General features: G+C 70.1%; 12 protein-coding genes. 5 read left to right on the top strand and 7 right to left on the bottom strand.

Annotated features, from left to right (window positions below):
* Positions 1–55: 55 nt before the first annotated feature.
* On the bottom strand, positions 56–1,951 hold the full coding sequence (locus tag F0U60_RS26310; RefSeq protein WP_395824820.1) for a S8 family serine peptidase: 1,896 nt from the start codon (positions 1,949–1,951) through the stop codon (positions 56–58).
* Positions 1,952–2,113: 162 nt separating this feature from the next.
* Positions 2,114–2,680: a TetR/AcrR family transcriptional regulator gene (locus F0U60_RS26305; RefSeq protein ID WP_395824817.1), complete on the bottom strand. Its 567-nt coding sequence runs from the start codon at positions 2,678–2,680 to the stop codon at positions 2,114–2,116.
* A 223-nt stretch (positions 2,681–2,903) separates the two neighbouring features.
* Between F0U60_RS26305 and F0U60_RS26300 the strand changes: the two genes are divergently transcribed.
* The 3 genes from F0U60_RS26300 (at position 2,904) to F0U60_RS26290 (ending at position 7,384) form a co-directional block, all read left to right on the top strand.
* On the top strand, positions 2,904–4,208 hold the full coding sequence (locus tag F0U60_RS26300) for a glycosyltransferase (RefSeq protein WP_395824814.1): 1,305 nt from the start codon (positions 2,904–2,906) through the stop codon (positions 4,206–4,208).
* A gap of 8 nt (positions 4,209–4,216) precedes the next feature.
* Positions 4,217–6,010, top strand: a complete 1,794-nt coding sequence (locus F0U60_RS26295; RefSeq protein WP_395825449.1) for an MDR family MFS transporter — start codon at positions 4,217–4,219, stop codon at positions 6,008–6,010.
* Between the two features lie 72 nt (positions 6,011–6,082).
* Positions 6,083–7,384, top strand: a complete 1,302-nt coding sequence (locus tag F0U60_RS26290; RefSeq protein ID WP_395824811.1) for a UDP-glucose dehydrogenase family protein — start codon at positions 6,083–6,085, stop codon at positions 7,382–7,384.
* A gap of 300 nt (positions 7,385–7,684) precedes the next feature.
* On the opposite strand, the gene F0U60_RS26285 is transcribed toward F0U60_RS26290, so the two are convergent.
* Both F0U60_RS26285 and F0U60_RS26280 read right to left on the bottom strand, forming a co-directional pair.
* The gene (locus F0U60_RS26285; protein WP_395824808.1) at positions 7,685–9,298 is read right to left on the bottom strand and encodes a family 16 glycosylhydrolase; all 1,614 of its coding nucleotides are present in this window, start codon (positions 9,296–9,298) and stop codon (positions 7,685–7,687) included.
* Positions 9,299–9,463: 165 nt separating this feature from the next.
* Positions 9,464–12,538 carry a tetratricopeptide repeat protein gene (locus tag F0U60_RS26280; RefSeq protein ID WP_395824805.1) on the bottom strand — a complete coding sequence of 1,025 codons (3,075 nt, stop codon included), beginning with the start codon at positions 12,536–12,538 and terminating at the stop codon, positions 9,464–9,466.
* Between the two features lie 153 nt (positions 12,539–12,691).
* Here F0U60_RS26280 and F0U60_RS26275 point away from each other — a divergent pair, with 153 nt between their 5' ends.
* The gene (locus F0U60_RS26275) at positions 12,692–14,005 is read left to right on the top strand and encodes a sigma 54-interacting transcriptional regulator (protein ID WP_395824802.1); all 1,314 of its coding nucleotides are present in this window, start codon (positions 12,692–12,694) and stop codon (positions 14,003–14,005) included.
* Positions 14,006–14,443: 438 nt separating this feature from the next.
* Here the strand turns inward: F0U60_RS26275 and F0U60_RS26270 are convergent, their stop codons facing one another.
* The 3 genes from F0U60_RS26270 to F0U60_RS26260 are packed head-to-tail and all read right to left on the bottom strand — an operon-like array spanning position 14,444 to position 16,573.
* A complete protein-coding gene (locus F0U60_RS26270) occupies positions 14,444–14,965 on the bottom strand; it encodes a gamma-glutamylcyclotransferase (protein WP_395824799.1) in 522 nt (173 codons plus the stop codon).
* Positions 14,966–14,993: 28 nt separating this feature from the next.
* The gene (locus F0U60_RS26265; RefSeq protein WP_395824796.1) at positions 14,994–15,572 is read right to left on the bottom strand and encodes a GbsR/MarR family transcriptional regulator; all 579 of its coding nucleotides are present in this window, start codon (positions 15,570–15,572) and stop codon (positions 14,994–14,996) included.
* On the bottom strand, positions 15,569–16,573 hold the full coding sequence (locus F0U60_RS26260; RefSeq protein ID WP_395824793.1) for a polyprenyl synthetase family protein: 1,005 nt from the start codon (positions 16,571–16,573) through the stop codon (positions 15,569–15,571). Before F0U60_RS26260 ends, F0U60_RS26265 begins: the two co-directional genes overlap by 4 nt.
* Before the next feature lie 181 nt (positions 16,574–16,754).
* Here F0U60_RS26260 and F0U60_RS26255 point away from each other — a divergent pair, with 181 nt between their 5' ends.
* Positions 16,755–18,287 carry an MFS transporter gene (locus F0U60_RS26255; RefSeq protein WP_395824790.1) on the top strand — a complete coding sequence of 511 codons (1,533 nt, stop codon included), beginning with the start codon at positions 16,755–16,757 and terminating at the stop codon, positions 18,285–18,287.
* Positions 18,288–18,330: the final 43 nt, after the last annotated feature.

Genomic DNA, 18,330 nt, shown 5'->3' with positions numbered 1-18,330 from the left:
ACCCTGATCCGCACCCGCCTTCGAGGGAAGTCCCCTTCGAAGGCGGGTGCATCCCTCAGGGACTGACGTACCGGATGATGCTGTCCTTCACCGTGACGCCCCACACCGTCCCATCCGCCGCCGCGGAGATCTGCTTCAGCATGCCGGGCATCTGCGTCCAGGCCGAGCCACTCCACTTGTAGACATTGTTGGAGCTGTCGAGTGCCCAGATGTTGGCGGCACTCCCAACGGACACGTAGGTCATCCCCGTGGGGATGTTGTACGCCCACTCGGTGCCGTTCCACCTCAGGACGCGCAGGGAGTCCCCTGGATTGGTGGCCCACAGCTCACCGTCGGAGCCAGCGGAGATCTGCGCGACGCAGCAGAGCTTCTTGTCCCAGTTCGACGCGGACTCATTCCACTGGAACAACCAACCCTCGTTGTCCAGCCCCCACACGGTGTTCGCGTTGACGACCGCGACCTGCTTCATCCCCGGAACAATGGAAAACCCATCCCACTCGGTGCCAGCCCACCGGAGGACGCGCATCCCATCCGGGGGATTGGTGGCCCACAGCGTGCCATCCGCGGCACCGGAGAGCTCCGTCACGCAGCAGCGCTGATAGTCCCAGGCCGACCCGTTCCACTTGTAGTGGTTTCCATTGGTGGCCAGGGCCCAGATGGAATTCGCGCTGCCGACGGAGACCTGCTTGATGATGGCCCCATCCGGAAGCGCCGCCACTTCGGTCCAGTCCCCCTGGGAGGGGGTGACGAGCGAGTAGAGCAACCGGTTGGGAGAGCCCTTCACGTCCTGCACGACGTCGGGGGTGCTGCCATCGAGGATGGCCTTCGCCACGTCGGTAGGCGCCGCGGTGGGGTTCTGCTCCAGGTAGAGCGCCGCCACGCCCGCCACATGCGGCGCGGCCATGGAGGTGCCGCTCATGGTTTCGTTCGCATCGTCCGCGGTGCTCGAGGCGGACGTGATTTCGTCGCCCGGAGCGAAGAGGTCCACACAGGAGCCCCAGTTGGAGAACCAGGCGCGCTTGTCTTCAATGGACGTGGCCCCCACGGTCAACGCCTCGCCCGTGCGCGCCGGGCTCTTCTGGCACGCATCCCCGTCGTCGTTTCCCGCAGCGAGGACGTACGTGACACCCGCCTTGATGGACCTGCGGACCGCGTCATCGATGAGCGAGTAGGCACCACCGCCCAGGCTCATGTTGGCCACCGCGGGCTTCTGGTGGCTCCTGGTCACCCAGTCGATCCCCCCGATGACTCCGCTGATGCTCCCCGACCCTTCGCAGCTGAGTACGCGCACGGGGTGGAGGGTGACGCCCTTGGCCACGCCCCAGGTGGAGCCTCCAATGGTACCGGCCACGTGGGTCCCATGCCCGCCGCAGTCCTCCACGCCTCGCCCGTCGCCGATCTTCGACGTGCCATTGCCGATACGCCCGGCGAAGTCCGCGTGGGAGGTACGGATGCCTGTATCGAGGACGTAGACGTGCACGCCCTTTCCCGTGGTGCGCTGCTCGTAACGCTGGTCGAGCGCCCGGGAGCGCGTATCGATGCGATCCAGGCCCCAGGTGGCGTTGTCCTGGAAGCTCTCCAGCTTGATCCAACCATCCTGACCGAGGCTCGCCACACGAGAATCCGAGGCGATGGCGAGCGCCTTGGTGTCATCAAGCCCGTTGGCCGAGAAGCCCACCAGGCTGCTCTCGTAGACATCCAGCAGGGAGCCCCCGTGCTGGCCGAGCAACTCCTCGGCCGTGGCCCGGGCCTTGTCTGGCGTGACGAGCGCGTCGTCGAAGATGAAGAGGTACTGGCCTTCGATGGCGTTATCGGGCCGGACGATCTTGGACGTATCGGGCGTACCCGGAGGGTCCGGATCCTTCGAGGGGCAGGCGGTGAGCCCGAGACAGGAGGCCAACATCAGCGCCTTGGGAAGGCGCGACAAGAGACGAGACTGAGGAATAGGCATGGTGGAGCCGCGCTCTTCAAATCCCTGGCCAACCCTCGACAAAAGGAAGACAGGAGCGAACACAGAGGAGGGACTCAGCGGTGCGAGTGTCCGTCGGCACGTCAGCCTCGCGCCTTGGCGTGTCACCTGTATTCGATGACACGTCAGCCCCCACGCCCTCCCCTACGTCCGCTTGTCGGGCGCCAGCGCGCCGAAGAGGAGCAGGTCGACCACCTGGTGGAGGAAGCCGTCGTCGATATCTCGGCCTTCGATGAAGAGCCGGTGCTGGAGGATGCTCGCGAGGAAGCGAAAGAGCAGCGAGGCATCGAGACCTGGAGCAAGCTCGCCGCGTGTCTTGGCGGTCTCGATGACGGGGCGCGGCAGGGCGTCCAGGGCCTCACGGAACTGCCCGGCGACTGCCATGAACTCCGGGTTCCGCTCCTCGGCGATGAGGATGCGCCTGAGGGCCTGCCCTCCCGCTGAGCTCATCACCGCAGTCATATGGCGCCCGACTTCGAGCAGATCTTCTCGGAGTGAGCCCGTGTTCGGCTGAATGACCCACTCGACGGTGACCGACCGGAGCGCCGCCCCCACGAGCTCCTGCTTCGTCGGCCAGCGTCGGTAGATGGTGGTCTTGTTGACCCCGGCACGCGCGGCCACGTCCTCGATCCGCAGCGCGCCATAGCCCACAGTGGCGAGCTCCTCGAGCGTGGCCTCGAGCACACCTCGCACCACGGGCTCTCCGCGCACGAGCACCCGCTTCTTGGAGGATGAGGATTTCCGCTTCGCTCCCACTCGGAACCCACTGCATCACACACCCTCCGCGCCGGCAACCCTGGTGCTTGGGGAGCGAGCATCGCAACTTCCCGTTGCGATGCTGACGCGAGGGCTCTATAGCATCGCAACTTCTTGTTGCGGTTGTTCACGCGGATGCGTGAGCCCCTCCTCCCCTCTCCCCAAGCAGGACATGAGCATGCCCTCGATCTCCGATGCTTCCCGAAAGCCCGCCACGTTCTTGCTAACGAGCTCGACCGCGCCGGGACACTTCCTGCGTGTCCTGGACCTCGCGCAGCAGCTCACCTCGCGTGGACACCGGGTGCTGTTCAAAGCGAAGGCCACCAAGGAGGCCGAGGTGAAGGCTGCCGGCGCGGAGCTCATTCCCTACGAGCACCAGCTGGATTTGCAGGATCTCGCGGCACTCGCTCCGCACTTCGAGCTACCGCGATGGATGCCCAAGATTCCGTTCACCCTCACGCAGGTCCGCAACTACATCCAGGCGAACAACGTCCAGCTCGCGCTTGAGCTCGAGCCCCTCCTGCGGCGTGAGCAGGTGGACTGCGTGGTCTACGACTTCTTCGAGTTCGGCGCGGCCTGGGCCGCGGAGCGCGCTGGCATCCCGTGGGTGAGCGCGGGAAACATGGGCTCGACCCTCTCACGCGATGATCTGCCCCTGATGTTCATCGCGAAGCCGCCAATGCAACACCTGGGCAAGGTCCCCGCGCTCGGGCACGCGCTCGGCAACCAGTTCCTACCCGTGAATGCGCCACGAACCAAGCTCGGTCTCCCGCCCTATACCGGCCGCACTGCGGAGTTCGTGCAGGCGATGATCTCGCCCAGGCTCCACATCGTCATGGCCCACCGAGGGCTCGCCGGTGACATTCCGATCCGCGACAACCAGCTCTTCGTCGGCCCGACGACCTTCAACGTGCCGGCCAAGACGCGTGAAGAGGCGCCGCGCGTCGAGCCCGGGACGGTGGTCATCAGCACGACGACGACTCCCGGGGATAACGGCCTGTTCCGGAGAGTGCTGGAGGCCGTCGCGCCGATGAATGTCCCTGTCCTCGCCACGTCCGCGGGTGCCCGCGACGTCCCCGCGGGGCTGGGCGCCCATGTCCGCATCGAGCGGTACGTCCCGCATGATGGAGTGTTTCCGCAAGCGCGGGCGCTGATCACCCATGGCGGCTGGGGGACGGTGGGACGTGCCCTGACGTACGGGCTGCCCATGCTGGTCATCCCTCTCTTTGGCGACCAGATCCTGAACGCGGCGCTGGTGGAGCGAGCGGGGCTCGGGCGCTACCTGCCCCTGAACAAGGCGACGCCTGAGGCGATCCGCGCCGAGCTGAACGCGCTCCTGGCGGACGACGGGATTCGTACCCGCGCACAGCGCGCCGCCGCTGAGATCAAGAAGCTCAAGGAAGAGCAGGTCGCGGCCCGAGCGCTCGAGCAGATTGCCTACGAGCGGAGAGCGAGCACCACGGCCAGGGCCTCCGCGGCCTAGCGAAGTCTCTGCTCTGCTCCCTCTCCCTCTGGGAGAGGGGACATCCACAGAGTTCGAGAACAGCCATGACCATGACCGCTACCGCACCCGCGACGATGCCTGGCGAGCGCATCGATTACGCGAACACTCTCTCGCCGCGCACGAAGGCGCTCGTTCTTGCCGGCGTGATGATGGGCCTGTTCCTGGCCGCGCTTGATCAGACGATCGTCGCCACGGCCCTGCCGCGCATCGTCTCCGAGCTCCAGGGCATGGAGCTCTTCGCCTGGACCTCAACGTCGTACCTGCTCGCCAGCACCACCATGGTGCCCATCTACGGGAAGCTCTCGGACAGCTTCGGCCGTAAGACGGTCATCCTCGTGGGGATCGGCATCTTCCTCCTGGGCTCGGTGCTATGCGGCCTTGCGGGCTCCATGCTCGCGCTGGTGATCTTCCGGGGGATCCAGGGGCTCGGCGCTGCGGCGATCACCTCCACCGCCTTCGCCGTCCCAGCGGACCTGTTCGTCCCCGCCGAGCGAGCGCGCTACCAGGGCATCTTCGGCACGGTGTTCGCGGTCTCCAGCATCATCGGCCCGGTCCTGGGCGGCACGCTCACGGACACGGTGGGCTGGCGCTGGGTCTTCTTCATCAACCTGCCGCTCGGTGCCATCGCGGTCGCGTTCATCGTCAGCAAGATGCCGCGGCTGCACAGCGGTCTCGCCAGCAAGGTGGACTGGCTCGGGGCCCTGTTGCTGATCGTCGCGACGGTGCCCTTCCTGCTCACGCTGCGGGGGAATCGGCCGCTCGAGGCGTGGCTGTCACCCGAGGTGCTCGGGATGCTCGCCCTGTCGCTCGTGGGGTTGGTGTTGTTCATCCTCGTCGAGCGACGCACGCCGCACGCAATCATCCCGTTCGCGCTGTTCCGCAGCCGCGTGTTCGTGCTGGTGTGCCTGACGTCGGTGTGCACCGGCGCGGCGTTCTTCGCCGCCCTGCTCTTCCTGTCGATCTTCGCCGTCAACGGGCTCGGAGCCACGGCGAGGGAGGCGGGAATGGCGATGATGCCGCTCACCGCCGCGGTGGTGCCGACCTCGCTCCTGACGGCGCGCCTGGTGAGCCGCACGGGCCGCTACAAGGCGGTCATCGTAGGTGGCCTCGTGATGCTGTGCCTGGGGCTGTTCCTGCTGAGCAGACTCACCGCGGAGAGCACCCTCTGGGACATTGGCATGAGCACCTTCGTCTTCGGCTGCGGCATGGGCCCCGTGCTCCCGATGCTCACCCTGTCCATCCAGAACGCCGTGCCGGCGCACCAGGTGGGTACCGCCACGGCGGGTCGGCAGTTCTTCCAGCAGCTTGGGCAGGCCCTGGGCAGCGCGATCTTCGGCATCATCCTCACGAGCTCGCTGGCGAATGCGCTCACGGACACGCTCGGGCCCGTGCGCGCGGAGGTGCCGGTGGCCATGCACGCGCAGTTCGATCGCTGGTTCGATACGGAGCGCCTCCAGAAGGGCGGAGTGTCGGAGGAGAGCCCTGGCGCAGGTCAAGGCTCGGCCAGCACGCGCATCACGGACGAGGTCCGCGCGCACTACGACACCCTGCGGCGCGAGCCCGGCGCCAACGAGGAGGCGCTCACGCGGGAGGAAGCGCGGGTGCTCGAGCTCGGTCGCGCAGGCGAGCAGGCGGTGCGCCTGTCCTTCACCCGGGCCGTGACGCGCGTCTATGACTGGGCGCTGCTCGTGGGGTTGTGCGCGCTGATCCTGGCCTTGTTCACCCGCGAGATTCCACTGCGCAAGGCGAACCCTCCGGAGCCTTCATTGGCGAGCGAGTAGACCCGCCTCACCTCTCCCAAATCATACGCTGACGGGTGTCAGCCGAACGCTTCAAGCACCACGGGAAGACACATGCAACTTGCAGTCATTGGAACGGGTTATGTTGGACTGGTGGCCGGTGTGGGGTTCGCGGACATCGGGAATGATGTCGTCTGCGTGGACGTCGATGAGACGAAGATCGCGCGCCTGAAGCGCGGCGAGGTCCCCATCTACGAGCCCGGGCTCGACGCCCTCATCGAGACCAACGTCAAGGCCGGGCGCCTGACCTTCTCGACGGACATCGCCACGGCGATCCGCGCCGCCGAGGTCGTCATCATCGCCGTGGGAACGCCGCCCGCAGCGGACGGCTCCGCCGATCTGTCCGCCGTCTTCTCGGTCGCCGAGACCATCGGGAAGAACCTGAACGGCTTCAAGGTGGTGGTCACCAAGAGCACCGTGCCCGTGGGCACCGCCGATCGCATCGAGGAGCGCATCCGCCGCCACACGACTCAGCCCTTCGGCGTCGCCTCCAACCCGGAGTTCTTGAAGGAAGGCGCGGCGATCGAAGACTTCATGAAGCCGGATCGCGTGGTGATCGGCTCGAACAACGCGCGAGCGCTCGAGGTGCTGCGGAACCTGTACACCCCGCTCGTCCGCAAGAGCGAGGACATCCATGAGATGGACGCGCGCTCGGCCGAGCTGACCAAGTACGCGGCCAACGCGATGCTCGCGACGCGCATCTCGTTCATGAACGACCTGGCCGTGCTCAGCGAGAAGCTCGGCGCGGACATCGAGCGGGTGCGCAAGGCCGTGGGCGCGGATCCGCGCATCGGCCCCAAGTTCCTGTACCCAGGAGCGGGCTTCGGCGGCTCGTGCTTCCCCAAGGACATCTCGGCGCTGATCCAGATCGGCCAGGGCGTGGGACACGAGCTCGAGGTGGTGCGCGCGGTCGAGTCCGTGAACAAGCGGCAGAAGCGCTTGCTGTTCGAGAAGCTCCGCCGTCACCTGGACGGAGCGCTCGAGGGCCGGACGGTGGCGGTGTGGGGGCTCGCGTTCAAACCCCAGACCGACGACATCCGCGAGGCACCCGCACTCGTGATGATCCGCGAGTTGCTCGAGGCCGGCGCGAAGGTGCGCGCGCACGACCCGGAGGCCATGGACAACGTGCGAGCGGTCCTCGGTGACCGCATCACGTATTGCGAGAACATGTACGAGGCCCTCGAGGGCGCCGACGCCCTCGCGCTCCTCACCGAATGGCAGGAGTACCGGCAGCCGGACTTCGAGCGCGTCAAACGCCTCCTGCGCACGCCCACGCTCCTCGACGGTCGCAACATCTGGGACCCCAAGGCGCTGCGCGCCCTCGGCTTCTGGTACACCGGCATCGGGCGGCCGTAGGGCAACCAAGCCCTCCCCTTCCCCCAGCCGGCCAGCGCCTCGTGGCGAACGCGAGAGCCTGGACATTAAAATCCAGGCGTCGAGCACTCCGAGCAACCGAGGATCTGGCCATGAGCAACGGTGGAGAAGACGAAGGGATTGCGAGGTTTGCTTCCCGGACGGGGTTGCGGACCGCGATGGAGCCGGTGGGCGCGGGCTTCCACCGAGCCGCCGGTGTTCCACGAGGTGCGCGGCCGTGATTCGAGCACGGCCGCGCTGGACATGCGGCTCCGCCGCGTCCGAGGTGTCGGACCGGCCGGGTCAGTCGATGGCCGGCGCCGCCTCGGAGGACCTGAACTGCCAGGCGCGGACGTAGTTGACCTCGAAGGAGTTGCCCTCACCGGTGGGCGTGGTGCTGTCCGGCGTGCCGCTCGCGCTGCCAAACCACAGGTCCAGCATGATGTACATCGGGTCAGCCATGCTGACGTTCACCGTCCAGAACGGCTGGCCGTCGAAGTAGAACGTCTGCCGCCCCGGCTCCCACTTCACCGCGTACGTGTGGAAGCCCGCCGACAGGTCCACCGTCTGCAGCGTCTTGTGCCCGGCGTTGGGATTGCTCGCGCCGTTGGGCCAGACCGTCGCGGCGAAGGCGACCGGGTGAAGGTTGGCGTCACCCCAGCCGGAGTTGGGGCCGCCACCCGGGTAGGCTTCCATGATGTCGATTTCGGGGCGGCGGTCGCCCGGGTGATTGAACAGCCAGAACGCCGGCCACACGCCACGGCCGATGGGCAGCTTCGCCTCCATCTCGAAGAAGCCATACGTCTGGTAGTACTTCCCGTCGGTGTCGATGGTGCGGTTGAAGAAGCTCCCGCTCGCGTCGCGCTGCGGCCAGATCTTCAGCACGCCGTTCTTCACCGCGTAGTTGATGGTGGGGTTCGGGGTCTCGTACCAGATGTGGTTGTTCCACTTGCTGGTGTCGAAGCCGCTGTTGAACTCCTCGGAGAACGTCAGCACGTACTGGCTCGCGTCCTGGCCCACCGGCCCGCCCGGGGTCGTCGTGCCTCCGGTGACGTTGAGCGTGCCAACGATGTAGCGCGTCTCATTGTCCGCGGTGACGCCCGGCCCCACCGCCAGCGTGACGCGGTTGTTGGGGGCGGACATGGGGTAGAGGCCCACGCGAATCGTGTACGTCCCCGCCGGGAAGTTCGTGGGCACCGTCACCGAGCGGTTGTAGGAGATGGCCCCGCTCCAGACGGAGGTGTCCACCGGCGGCAGGTGGTCGCCACTGAGGGGCATCTGCGTGCCGCTGGCATTCACGAAGTGGACGAAGACGTAGTAGTTCTGGGACATGGGCACCGAGCTCCACCGCATGCCCAGCGTCACCGTCTGGCCCGTCTGCGCGGACAGGGCCGGGTTGGACAGCTGCAGGACCTGGGTGGTGGTGGGCTGCGTCTGGCCCACGGTGAGCGTGCCGACGGTGTAGCGGAGCTGGTCGTCGACGGTGACGCCCGTACCCATGCCCAGCGAGACGCGGCCCCAGGGCGAGCGCTGCTGGTAGAGGCCGACGCGGATGGAGTAGGTGCCGCGCGGCAGCGTGGACGGCAGCGCCACCGTGTGGTTGTAGGCGACGGTGCCGCTCCACCGGGAGGTGGCGACGGGCGGCGAGTGGTCCGCGCCGGCCGGGGCGTGGTTGACGCCGCTGGCGTCTACGAAGTGCACGAAGACGCCGTAGTCCTCGGCCAGGGGCACGGCGTTGAAGCGCATGGCCAGCGTCACGGACTGGCCCGGCGCGGCCGTCAGACCCGGCGTGCCCAGCCGCTGCACCGTGGTGCCCTGGGCCCGCGCCTCCGGGCTCAGCGCGAGGAGGAAGAACGCGAGCAGGACGCCGTACGATGACTCAGACAGTTTCTGGAGTGATTTCAGGATTTCTTTCACGGGCAATCCCTTGCAGGGGGAAGGAGGGGACTTCGCCCCACGCATTGGCAACCGCCGTGCCAGCGTCCGCCCCATTCCAGGAAAGCCAGAAGGCATGGAATTCCGCCCACTTATGGGGACGTCGCATTCCCGACGGCTGACACGTGACGACACACCTGTGTCAGCTCACCGGCGCGCCTCGCCCCCGGAGCGGGCCGTGGCGGCCGGGCCCGGCGCGGCGGTGCGCCGCTCGTGCCGGGCCAGCCACGCGCGCACCTGGGCGAGCGAGTGCTGGCCAGACTCGCCCACGGACTCGAGCTCCGCGCGGGCCTGGTGGGCTCCGGCGAGCGCCTCCGCGCGGCGGCCCGTGGCATACCGCCCCCGGGCCAGGGCGAAGCGCGCCTCGGCGAGATCCTGGGCCGTGGCGGGAATGGACTCCAGCAGCTTCAGGGCCTCCTCGAAGAGGGCCACGGCCTCGGGGCCGTGCCCGCGCGCCAGGTGCACCTCGGCCATGCCTCGCAGGGGCGCGGCCATGGTGGAGACCTTCTCCCGCCCCAGCGCCCGGTAGATGCGCAGGGCGCGCGCGTAGTCGTCCCACGCCTCCGGGAGCCGGCCCAGCGCGCGGTACACCTCCCCCCGCTCCGCGAGCGAGTACGCGACGTCGTCGTGCCGCTCGCCAAAGGCCTTCAGGCGCAAGTCCAGCGCACGCTGGTGCCAGGCCAGGGCCTCCTGGTCGCGGCCGAGGCGGTGCAGCACGATGGCGATGTTGCAGACGGCCAGGGCGACGCTCAGGTGCTCCTTGCCCAGCGACTTCTCCTTGATGGCCAGGGAGCGCTGGAAGTAGCGGAGCGCCTCCTGGTTGTCGTGCTGGAGGAAGGCGAGCACGCCCAGGCCGTTGAGCGCGGTGCCCGTCTCCGGGTGCTCCGGCCCCTGGACGCGCTCGCGGATGGAGAGGGTGCGCAAGAGCAGCGGGCGGGACTCCTCCAGGCGGCCCAGCTCCGTGAGGATGATGGCGGCGTTATTGGCGGAGGCGGCGACCTCCGGGTGGTCGGGCCCCAGGGCCCGCTCGCGCAGGCCGAGGGCCCGCTGGGTGAGGGCGAGCGCCGTGGGCAGCTCGTCCATCTGCCGGACGGTGGCGCCCAGCACGTGCAGCGAGGCCCCCACGTCCGGGTGCTCCGGGCCGAGCAGCCTCTCGCGCAGCGCCAGGGCGCGCTCGGACGTCTTGCGCGCCTCGGCCAGCCGCGTCTGTCCGAGCTGGACGACGGCCATCGTGTTCAGCGTGAGGGCCAGGTCCACATGCTCGGGGCCGAGCTCCTTCTCCTGCAGGGCCAGCGTGCGCTCCAGGTACCGCAGCGCCTCCACGGGCTTGCCCGCGCGCCAGGAGAGCTGGCCCAGGAACATGGACAGCGCCATCTCCAGCCGGGCCGGCCTTCCGAGCGACTCGAGCACCGCGTCCGCGTGGCGCGCGTAGCGCTGTCCGTCCTCGATGCGCCCCTGCTGCACGCCCACCGCGTTGATGAGGTGGATCCACGCCCACGCCTCGAGCTCCCGCTGCCGCGAGCGCGTGGCCGCGAGCAGGGCCTCGTCGAGGCTCTTCTCCGCCGCCCGGGCATCGCCTCCCGCGCTCCACAACACGCCGAGCCACAGCAGGGCCTCCGCCTGGAGCGGGGAGTCCGGCGCAGCCCGCTCCGCGGCGTCCTTCGCCAGGGCGATGCCCTGGGTGTAGCGGCCTGCGGCGCGCAGCACCCGCGCCCGCGCCACCTGGGCCCACAGCGCGGGGGCGGACTCCCCGGGCTCCTGCACCGCGGCAGGGGCCCCTGCCGCGCCGGGGCCGCACTGCGTGATGGGGCTCAGCGACTGCACGGCCTGCATCACCTTGCCCGCCACCTCATCGTCCGCCTGGGCGAGCAGCTCCCCCAGCGCGCGCAACTCGTCACGCCGCCGCTGCAGGCAGGTGTCGCGCAGGTGGTAGTCCTCCTCCGGCTGCGTGGCGCGCACGCGCGTGGCCTCGCAGTTGTCCCGGGTCTGCGCGGCCCAGGCCCGGGCATAGGTGTCCAGCAGGGGCCCGGCGCGCTTCCAGGCCTCCAGCGCGAAGGGACGCCCGAGGGCCGTGAAGGCCCGGGCCGCCGCGTCCCTGCGTGCGTCGTCCCACAGGCCCGCGAGGCTCGCGGACTCGGCGCACATGCGCTCCTCGCGCCAGCGCTTGTAGGGGAAGAGGCCCACGCCGGTGAGCACCGCCAGCGCGAGGGCCCCGAGGCCCAGCCGGCGCGCGTGCGTGGCGCTCGCGTCCCGCGTCAACTCCTGCAGCAGCGCGTCCAGGGAGGGATAGCGCTCGCGCGGCTCCAGGGACAGGCCGCGCCGCAGCACCCGCCGCACGCGGGCGGGGAGGCGGAGCGCGCTGGAGGGGGCGGGCGGTGCGTCGAAGCCCTCATCGAAGGGCCTGCGCCCGTGGAGCGCCTCGTACAGCGCGACGCAGAAGGAGAACTGGTCTGCGCGCGCGTCCGCGGGGCGGCCCGCCAGCACCTCCGGCGCCTGGTAGCCGCGCGTGCCCACCACGGGTGCGCCGCCCGCGCCTTCGCGCTCCACCTCGGCGGGGAGGAGCGCGAGCCCGAAGTCGGTGACGCGCGCGCGGCCGTCCCTGCCGAGCAGGACGTTGTCGGGCTTGAAGTCGCGGTGGACAAGCCCCGCGGCGTGCGCGGCCGCCAACCCCCGCCCCGCCTGGAGGAAGACCTGCACCGTGTCGCGCCAGGCGCGGGGGCCGTCCTTCAGCCAGTCGCGCAGCGTGCCGCCGTCGACGAACTCCATGGCCAGGAACACCTGGTCCCGGAGGTAGCTGCCAGCGTCGTGCACGGAGACAACATTCGGGTGGGAGAGCCGCGCGAGCGCCTGCGCCTCCTGGAGCAGCCGCTGCTGCCGGGCCGCCCCGGGCACGTCCGCGTCCATGCGCACGAGCTTGAGGGCCACCTTGCGGTCGAGCTTCGGGTCATACGCCGCGTACACCACGCCCATGCCGCCGGAGCCCACCGGCTCCAGCACGACGTAGCGCCCCACGCTCGTGCCCCGCATCAGCGGGCGCGACACGGGCCGGAGTCCCTCCCCCGTGGCCGCCGAGACGTCATCCGCCGTCGCGGCGCCCGGGCCCGGGCCGAGGTGCCGGCACCGCGCGCAGCCCTCGCGATGCGACGCGAGCTCGCGCAGCGTCCGTGCCGGCAGCGTGCCAAGGCTCCAAGCCCGCCATGTCTCCAGGTCCGGGCAGTCCATGCGTCCCCTCCTCAGGAAGTTCCCTCCCCCGGAGGCTGACACGGAAGTCTCGTCCCGCGACAGCCCGCCCGGCCCCCGCTCCGGGAGTGTGGCCGGGCGGGTGGCATCCATGTGACTGGCGGGGCCCGAGCCGCCTGTGCCAGCCTCCGCGGGATGCGAACGGGTCTGGAGACACAGGAGGACAGCCAGCTGGAGCCGGCCGCGCCGGAGCCTCCCCGGCCCGGGCTCGTCTTCGTCTTTTCCGGCGGCGCACCGCTGTTCCGCCCCGTCCCCCTCACCCAGGGCCGCCAGGTGCTGGGGCGCGAGGGCGCGGGCGAGCTGCCGCTGCCGGACGAGCGCCTGTCCCGCCAGCACGCGGAGGTGTGCCGCGAGGGCGCGCACTGGCACGTCGAGGACCTGGGAAGCCGCAACGGGACGTTCGTGGACGGCGAGCAGGTGACGGGCCGCCGCGCCTTCACCAACCCCCGCGTGCTGCGGCTGGGCAACACGCTGGCCCTCTTCCGGGACGACGTGCGCCCCCTGGCCGGCGCGGACGTCATCTGCGGTCCGGACGTGGTGCGGGGCCCCACGTTCCACGCGGTGCTGGAGCAGGTGGCCCCGGCCGCCCTGGCCGGAGAGACGCTGCTCATCACCGGAGAGAGCGGCACGGGCAAGGAGCTGGCCGCGCGCGCCTACCACCAGTCCGGCCCCAACGCGCGGGGGCGCTTCGTCGCCATCAACTGCGCCGCCGTCCCCGCCAGCGTCGCCGAGCGGCTGCTCTTCGGCTCGCGGCGCGGCGCGTACTCGGGCGCGGAGGCGGACGCGGAGGGCTACGTGCAGGCCGCGGACCGGGGCGTCCTCTTCCTCGACGAGGTGGCGGAGCTGTCAGCCGAGGTCCAGGCCAAGCTGCTGCGCATGCTGGAGACGCGCGAGGTGCTGGCGCTGGGGGCCTCGCGGGCGCAGCCGGTGGACGTGCGGGTGTGTTCGGCCACGCACCGGGACTTGCGCGCCGCCGTGGCCGCCGGCCAGTTCCGCGCGGACCTCTACCACCGGCTGGCCCAGGCCCGCGTGCGCCTGCCGCCCCTGCGCGAGCGGCTGGAGGAGGTGCCGTGGCTGCTCGCGCATGCGCTCCGGGACGTCCCCACGCCCGCCCTCCACGCCACCTTCGTCGAGGCCTGCCTGTTCCGCCCCTGGCCCGGCAACGTGCGCGAGCTGCTCGGCGAGGCCCGGCGCGCGGCACGCGAGGGCACCGCCTCCGGCACCCGCTCCCTGCGAGCGGAGCACCTGGACGCGGAGGCGGGCCTGCCGCTGGAAGGCCCCACCGAGGCCGCGGCCGCCTCCCCTGCCCCGGCGGCTCCGGACCGCGCCACGCTGGAGGCCACGCTGGCCGCGCACGGCGGCAACGTCAGCGCGGCGGCGCGTGCGCTGGGGCTGCACCGGACGCAAGTGTACCGGCTGATGCAGCGCTGGGGCCTGGGCACTCCGTAGACAGCGAGCCCCCATACCCGCGTGGAGCGAAGCATGAGCGAGTGCTTCATGACGTCATCGTGGCCGGAGCGGGACTGGCGGGGCTGACAGCGGCCCTGCGCCTGGCCCGTGAGAGGGGCGCGAGGTCCTCGTGTTGAAGCGGCGCGCACAGGCCGGCGGGCTATGCGGGGATGTTGCGGCTGCCAGCAACCAGTGCCTCCACCGCCCACCGTCCCGTGGGCTGTTGAGCATGCTGACGATGACGGGCTCGGAGTCACCGAGGGTGAGCTCGGAGCGACACCACGAAGGACAACCGGGAGGACCTGCTGCCCATCGCGATGGGCCTGGTGCCCTACCTGCGCGAGGCCATGGCCACGTCCCCCTCGGAGCTTCTATTCCCTCGATTTGAACCTGCGACCCCTTGGTCCCGAACCAAGGGGCTCGACACACCGCCCCCCCCTACTCCCCGCGACGCAGCCTCTCGATGTACTCCGCGGGCAGTCCCGCGCTCTGCGCGCCGCGCACCAGCGCCTCGATGAACCGCTGGCTCAGGGGGCCCTCGGTGGACGCACGCCTCGGCGACGTCACGAACGCCGTGGCCTGCAGCTCCTGGCCCTCCACCCGGACGCGCACGAGCCGCTCCACGCACATGCCCGTCACCGCGCCCTCCTTGTGCTGGATGATGGGCCAGTCCTTCCCGCCAATCTCGAAGAGCCTCCCGTACACGCTCTTCCCCGGCGCGTCCGTCAGCCCCGCTACCCGCCCTCCCCACCATCTCGAGGGGAAGTCGTACACCAGGTCCACGTCCAGCGCCTCGGCCAGCTTGCCCTCGGGCAGCTCGAAGAAGTCGTAGCCGTGCTGCGAGCGCCACTCCTCGAAGGCCGCCCGGTCCAGGATCGTCGAGTAGGCGAAGTACAGCTTCGAGGCCGCGGTATCCGCCGTGTTCCGCGCCTTCATCACCTGATCGTAATGCGAGTCCATGCCGTGCTCCTCCGGCCCCCAGGCCGCCTCACTGCCGGTTCGAGTCCTCGCGCAGCGCGCCGAGGATGGCGCCCACGTCCAGGCGCGCCGTCTTGATGAACAGCCGTAACGCGCGCTCGACGTGCTCGGCAAGGGTGGCCATCTTCTCCAGCCGGGAGAGATGTTCGTGGGGAACGTTCCCCGCCGCCTGGGCGAGCCGTCGGGCCTCGGCCAGGTCGGCGCGGATGCGCTCGATGAAGCCCGCCTCCCGCTCCTCGATCACATGCGACACCATGCGGATGAGGTCCGTCTCGGCGGCGTAGCGCCAGGCGCTGTCCTGGGGCGAGCGCACGCGCCGCACCACGCCCCAGCGCTCCAGATCCCGGAGCAGCATGGACACTCCGCCCTTGGAGAGCTCCAGCTCGCGCTCGAGCTCTCCGGCGGTGAGGGGCTCGCCGCGCAGGTACAGCAGGGCCCAGACGCGGCCCTGGTTGCGCTTGAAGCCCCAGAACTCAATCACGTTGCCAACGGCATCGACGGCGATGGCTTCCCAGGGAGCGAGACGTCCGTTGTTCGAGCCCACCCCCCGGGCCGATTCAAGACCGCCTGTCCACAGGTAGCCTTTCATGCAGCGCGGCTCCGTTCCTGCGCCTGGGCGGCGATGCCCACGGACAGCTTGCGCGCCCAATCCACCAGCTCCGCGCCCGTGCCCTGCTGGCCGTACGGCCCAAGCGCGTCCAGGGCGGCCTCGAGCTCCTTGTTCATCCGATCCATGGCCAGCTCCACAGCTCCGGTGGCCTCGATGGCGTCGCCGATAGCGCGGGTGCGCTCGGGGTTCACCGTGGTGAAGGCCCAGGCGTCCTTCAGCTTGCTCTTCAGGCTGCCGTCACGCGCCACCGCCAGGAGGATGGGCAGCGAGGGCGTCCCCGAGAGCACGTCCGCGTAGCGCGGCTTGCCGGGATCCGTGCCGAGCACGTCGCGGATGTCATCGGCGATCTGGAAGGCCACGCCAAAGCGGCGGCCGAAGCGATCAAAGCGCTCGGCGGCCTCGGGCAGACCGGCGAGCGTGGCGGCGGCGCTGCCGCACCAGCCGAAGAGCGAGCCCGTCTTGCCCTCGGCGACGTAGCGCAGGCGCTCCAGGGGCAGCTCCAGGTTGCCGCGGGACTCCACCTCGGTGATGGCTGCGCGGGACATCTCCATGACCACGGCCAGGGCACTCTGGGTGAGGCGCGAGTCCAGCGTGGCCAGGCGGTGCAGCGCGGTGGACAGGATGAGGTCCCCGCTCATGACCGCGACGATGTTGCCCCAACGGGCGTTCACCGTGGGCCGGGCGCGGCGGTACATGCCGGCGTCCACCACGTCGTCGTGCAGGAGGCTGGAGGAGTGGATCATCTCCGCGGCCACGGCCACGTCCACGAGCTTCTCGGGGGCCACACCCACGGCGCCGCCGAACAGGCGCACCAGTAGGGGGCGGGCGCGCTTGCCGCCAGTACCGATGCACAGGTGGCGCGCGGCCTCCATGAGCGTATCGCCCTTCACACCTGGGCCCGCATCCCCGTCCTCGAGCATCGAGCCTAGCCGCTGCTCCACGCTCCCCAGAAAGTCCGCCAGTTCTCGCGCGAGTTCCATGTACCCCTCGTGTCCTCTGCGCCCGTTCATATAGTTCAAGACTACGTGAACTGCACCTGCTTCCTGCATGGCCGGGCAGGCGGAGGGGCCTGCAAGGGGGGCAGGCAGGCGCAGGAGGTCGGTTTGAGTGGGCGCGGGGCGTCGTGAGACAGACTCGGCCTCTACCGCCACAAGGGTTCGTGTGTCACTCGCCGTCGTGCGCCGCAACGTTCTGCGCAGCTTCGCTGCCCTGGCATCTGCTGTCCCCCTTTTCAGGCCTGGAAACTCGCTGCCAGGCTCCGCCGCCCCGCTGCTGGGAGCACCCGCCGCGAGCACCACCGCGACGTCCGCTCCGGGCAACGCGGGACGCAGGGCCCTGCGCTGCTCGCTGACGGCCTCGGTGTCCGAGGGAATCGTGGCGGAGGTGTTCACCGCGTGCGCGGGAGCCACGGTGCTCACCGCCTGGGCGCTCGCGCTGAAGCTGGGGCCTTTCCTGGTGGGGGTGATGACCGCCCTGCCCTTCTTCGCTCAGTTCATCCAGTTCCCGGCGGCGTGGCTGACGTCCACCTTTGGCTACCGGCGGGTGGCGCTGGTGGCGGTGTTCCTGTCGCGCCAGGTGATGCTGCCGCTGTGTGTGCTGCCCTGGCTGCCGCTGACGCTGGAGGGACAACAGCGGCTGCTGGTGGCGGTAGCGGCGGTGTCGGCCGTGCTGGCTGTCATCGGCAATAACGCCTGGGTGGCGTGGATGGGCGAGCTCGTGCCCGAGTCCATCCGGGGGCGCTTCTTCGGCCGGCGCACGGCGCTGTGCACCCTGGGTGGCACGCTGGCCTCGCTGGTGGCGGGCGTGGTGATGGACAAGCTGCGCCCTCCCGAGGGCGTGGGCGTGGGCCTGCCGCTGCTGGCCGCGCTCGCCTGCGTGGCGGGCCTGGTGACCACGGTGCTGATGACGCGCCAGCATGATCCCGCGCCGCACCGGGAGAAGACGAAGCTCGACTTCCACGTGGCGCTGCTGCCGCTGCGCGACGAGCGAGCGCGCCGGGTGCTGCTGTACCAGGTGGCCTGGAACGCGGCGGTGGGCCTGTCCGCGCCCTTCTTCTCGTTCCACATGCTGAAGAACCTGAAGATGAGCTTCCTGACCATGGCGCTGTACCTGGCAGCCGTGGCCGGGATGCGCATGATCACCGCCCCCCTGTGGGGGAAGCTCATCGACAGCCTGGGGGCCCAGCCGGTGCTGCTGGCGTGCTCGCTGGGAATCGGCTTCATCCCCGCCATCTGGCTGTTCCCCACGGCCACGTTCCTCTGGCCGCTGCTGCTGGACGTGGTGATGGCCGGGGCGCTCTGGGGCGGTCACGGTCTGGCCATCTTCGCGCTGCCGCTGTCGGTCGCACCACGCAAGGGCCGGCCCTTCTACCTCGCGGCGTTCTCCACGGCGGGTGGGCTGGCCTACGCGGCGGCCTCGACGCTGGGCGGGGGACTGGCGAGCCTGCTGCCCACGGAGTTCACCCTCGGAGGCCACCTCTGGGTGAACCTGCACGTGCTCTTCGTGCTGTCCGCGGTGACGCGGGTGGCCGCGGCCTTCCTGGCCATGCGCATCGTCGAGCCGGACGCGAAGCCGGTGGGCTCGTTGGGGGCACTGGTGTCGTTGGTGGGCTCGAGACTCCAGGCCCGCGCGGCGCGGGAGCCCTCTCCGGCTCCGGTGCTCGCCGACAGCCCGTCCGCCAGCGCTAAGTCCTGACCCGCCGACTCCAGGGGGAAGACCCTCACCCTGACCCTCTCCC

It is taken from the genome of Archangium minus (assembly GCF_044360475.1).
GTDB lineage: Bacteria > Myxococcota > Myxococcia > Myxococcales > Myxococcaceae > Archangium > Archangium minus.
Note: the sequence above shows the minus strand (reverse complement) of the source record. Positions and strands in the feature narration are given on the sequence as shown.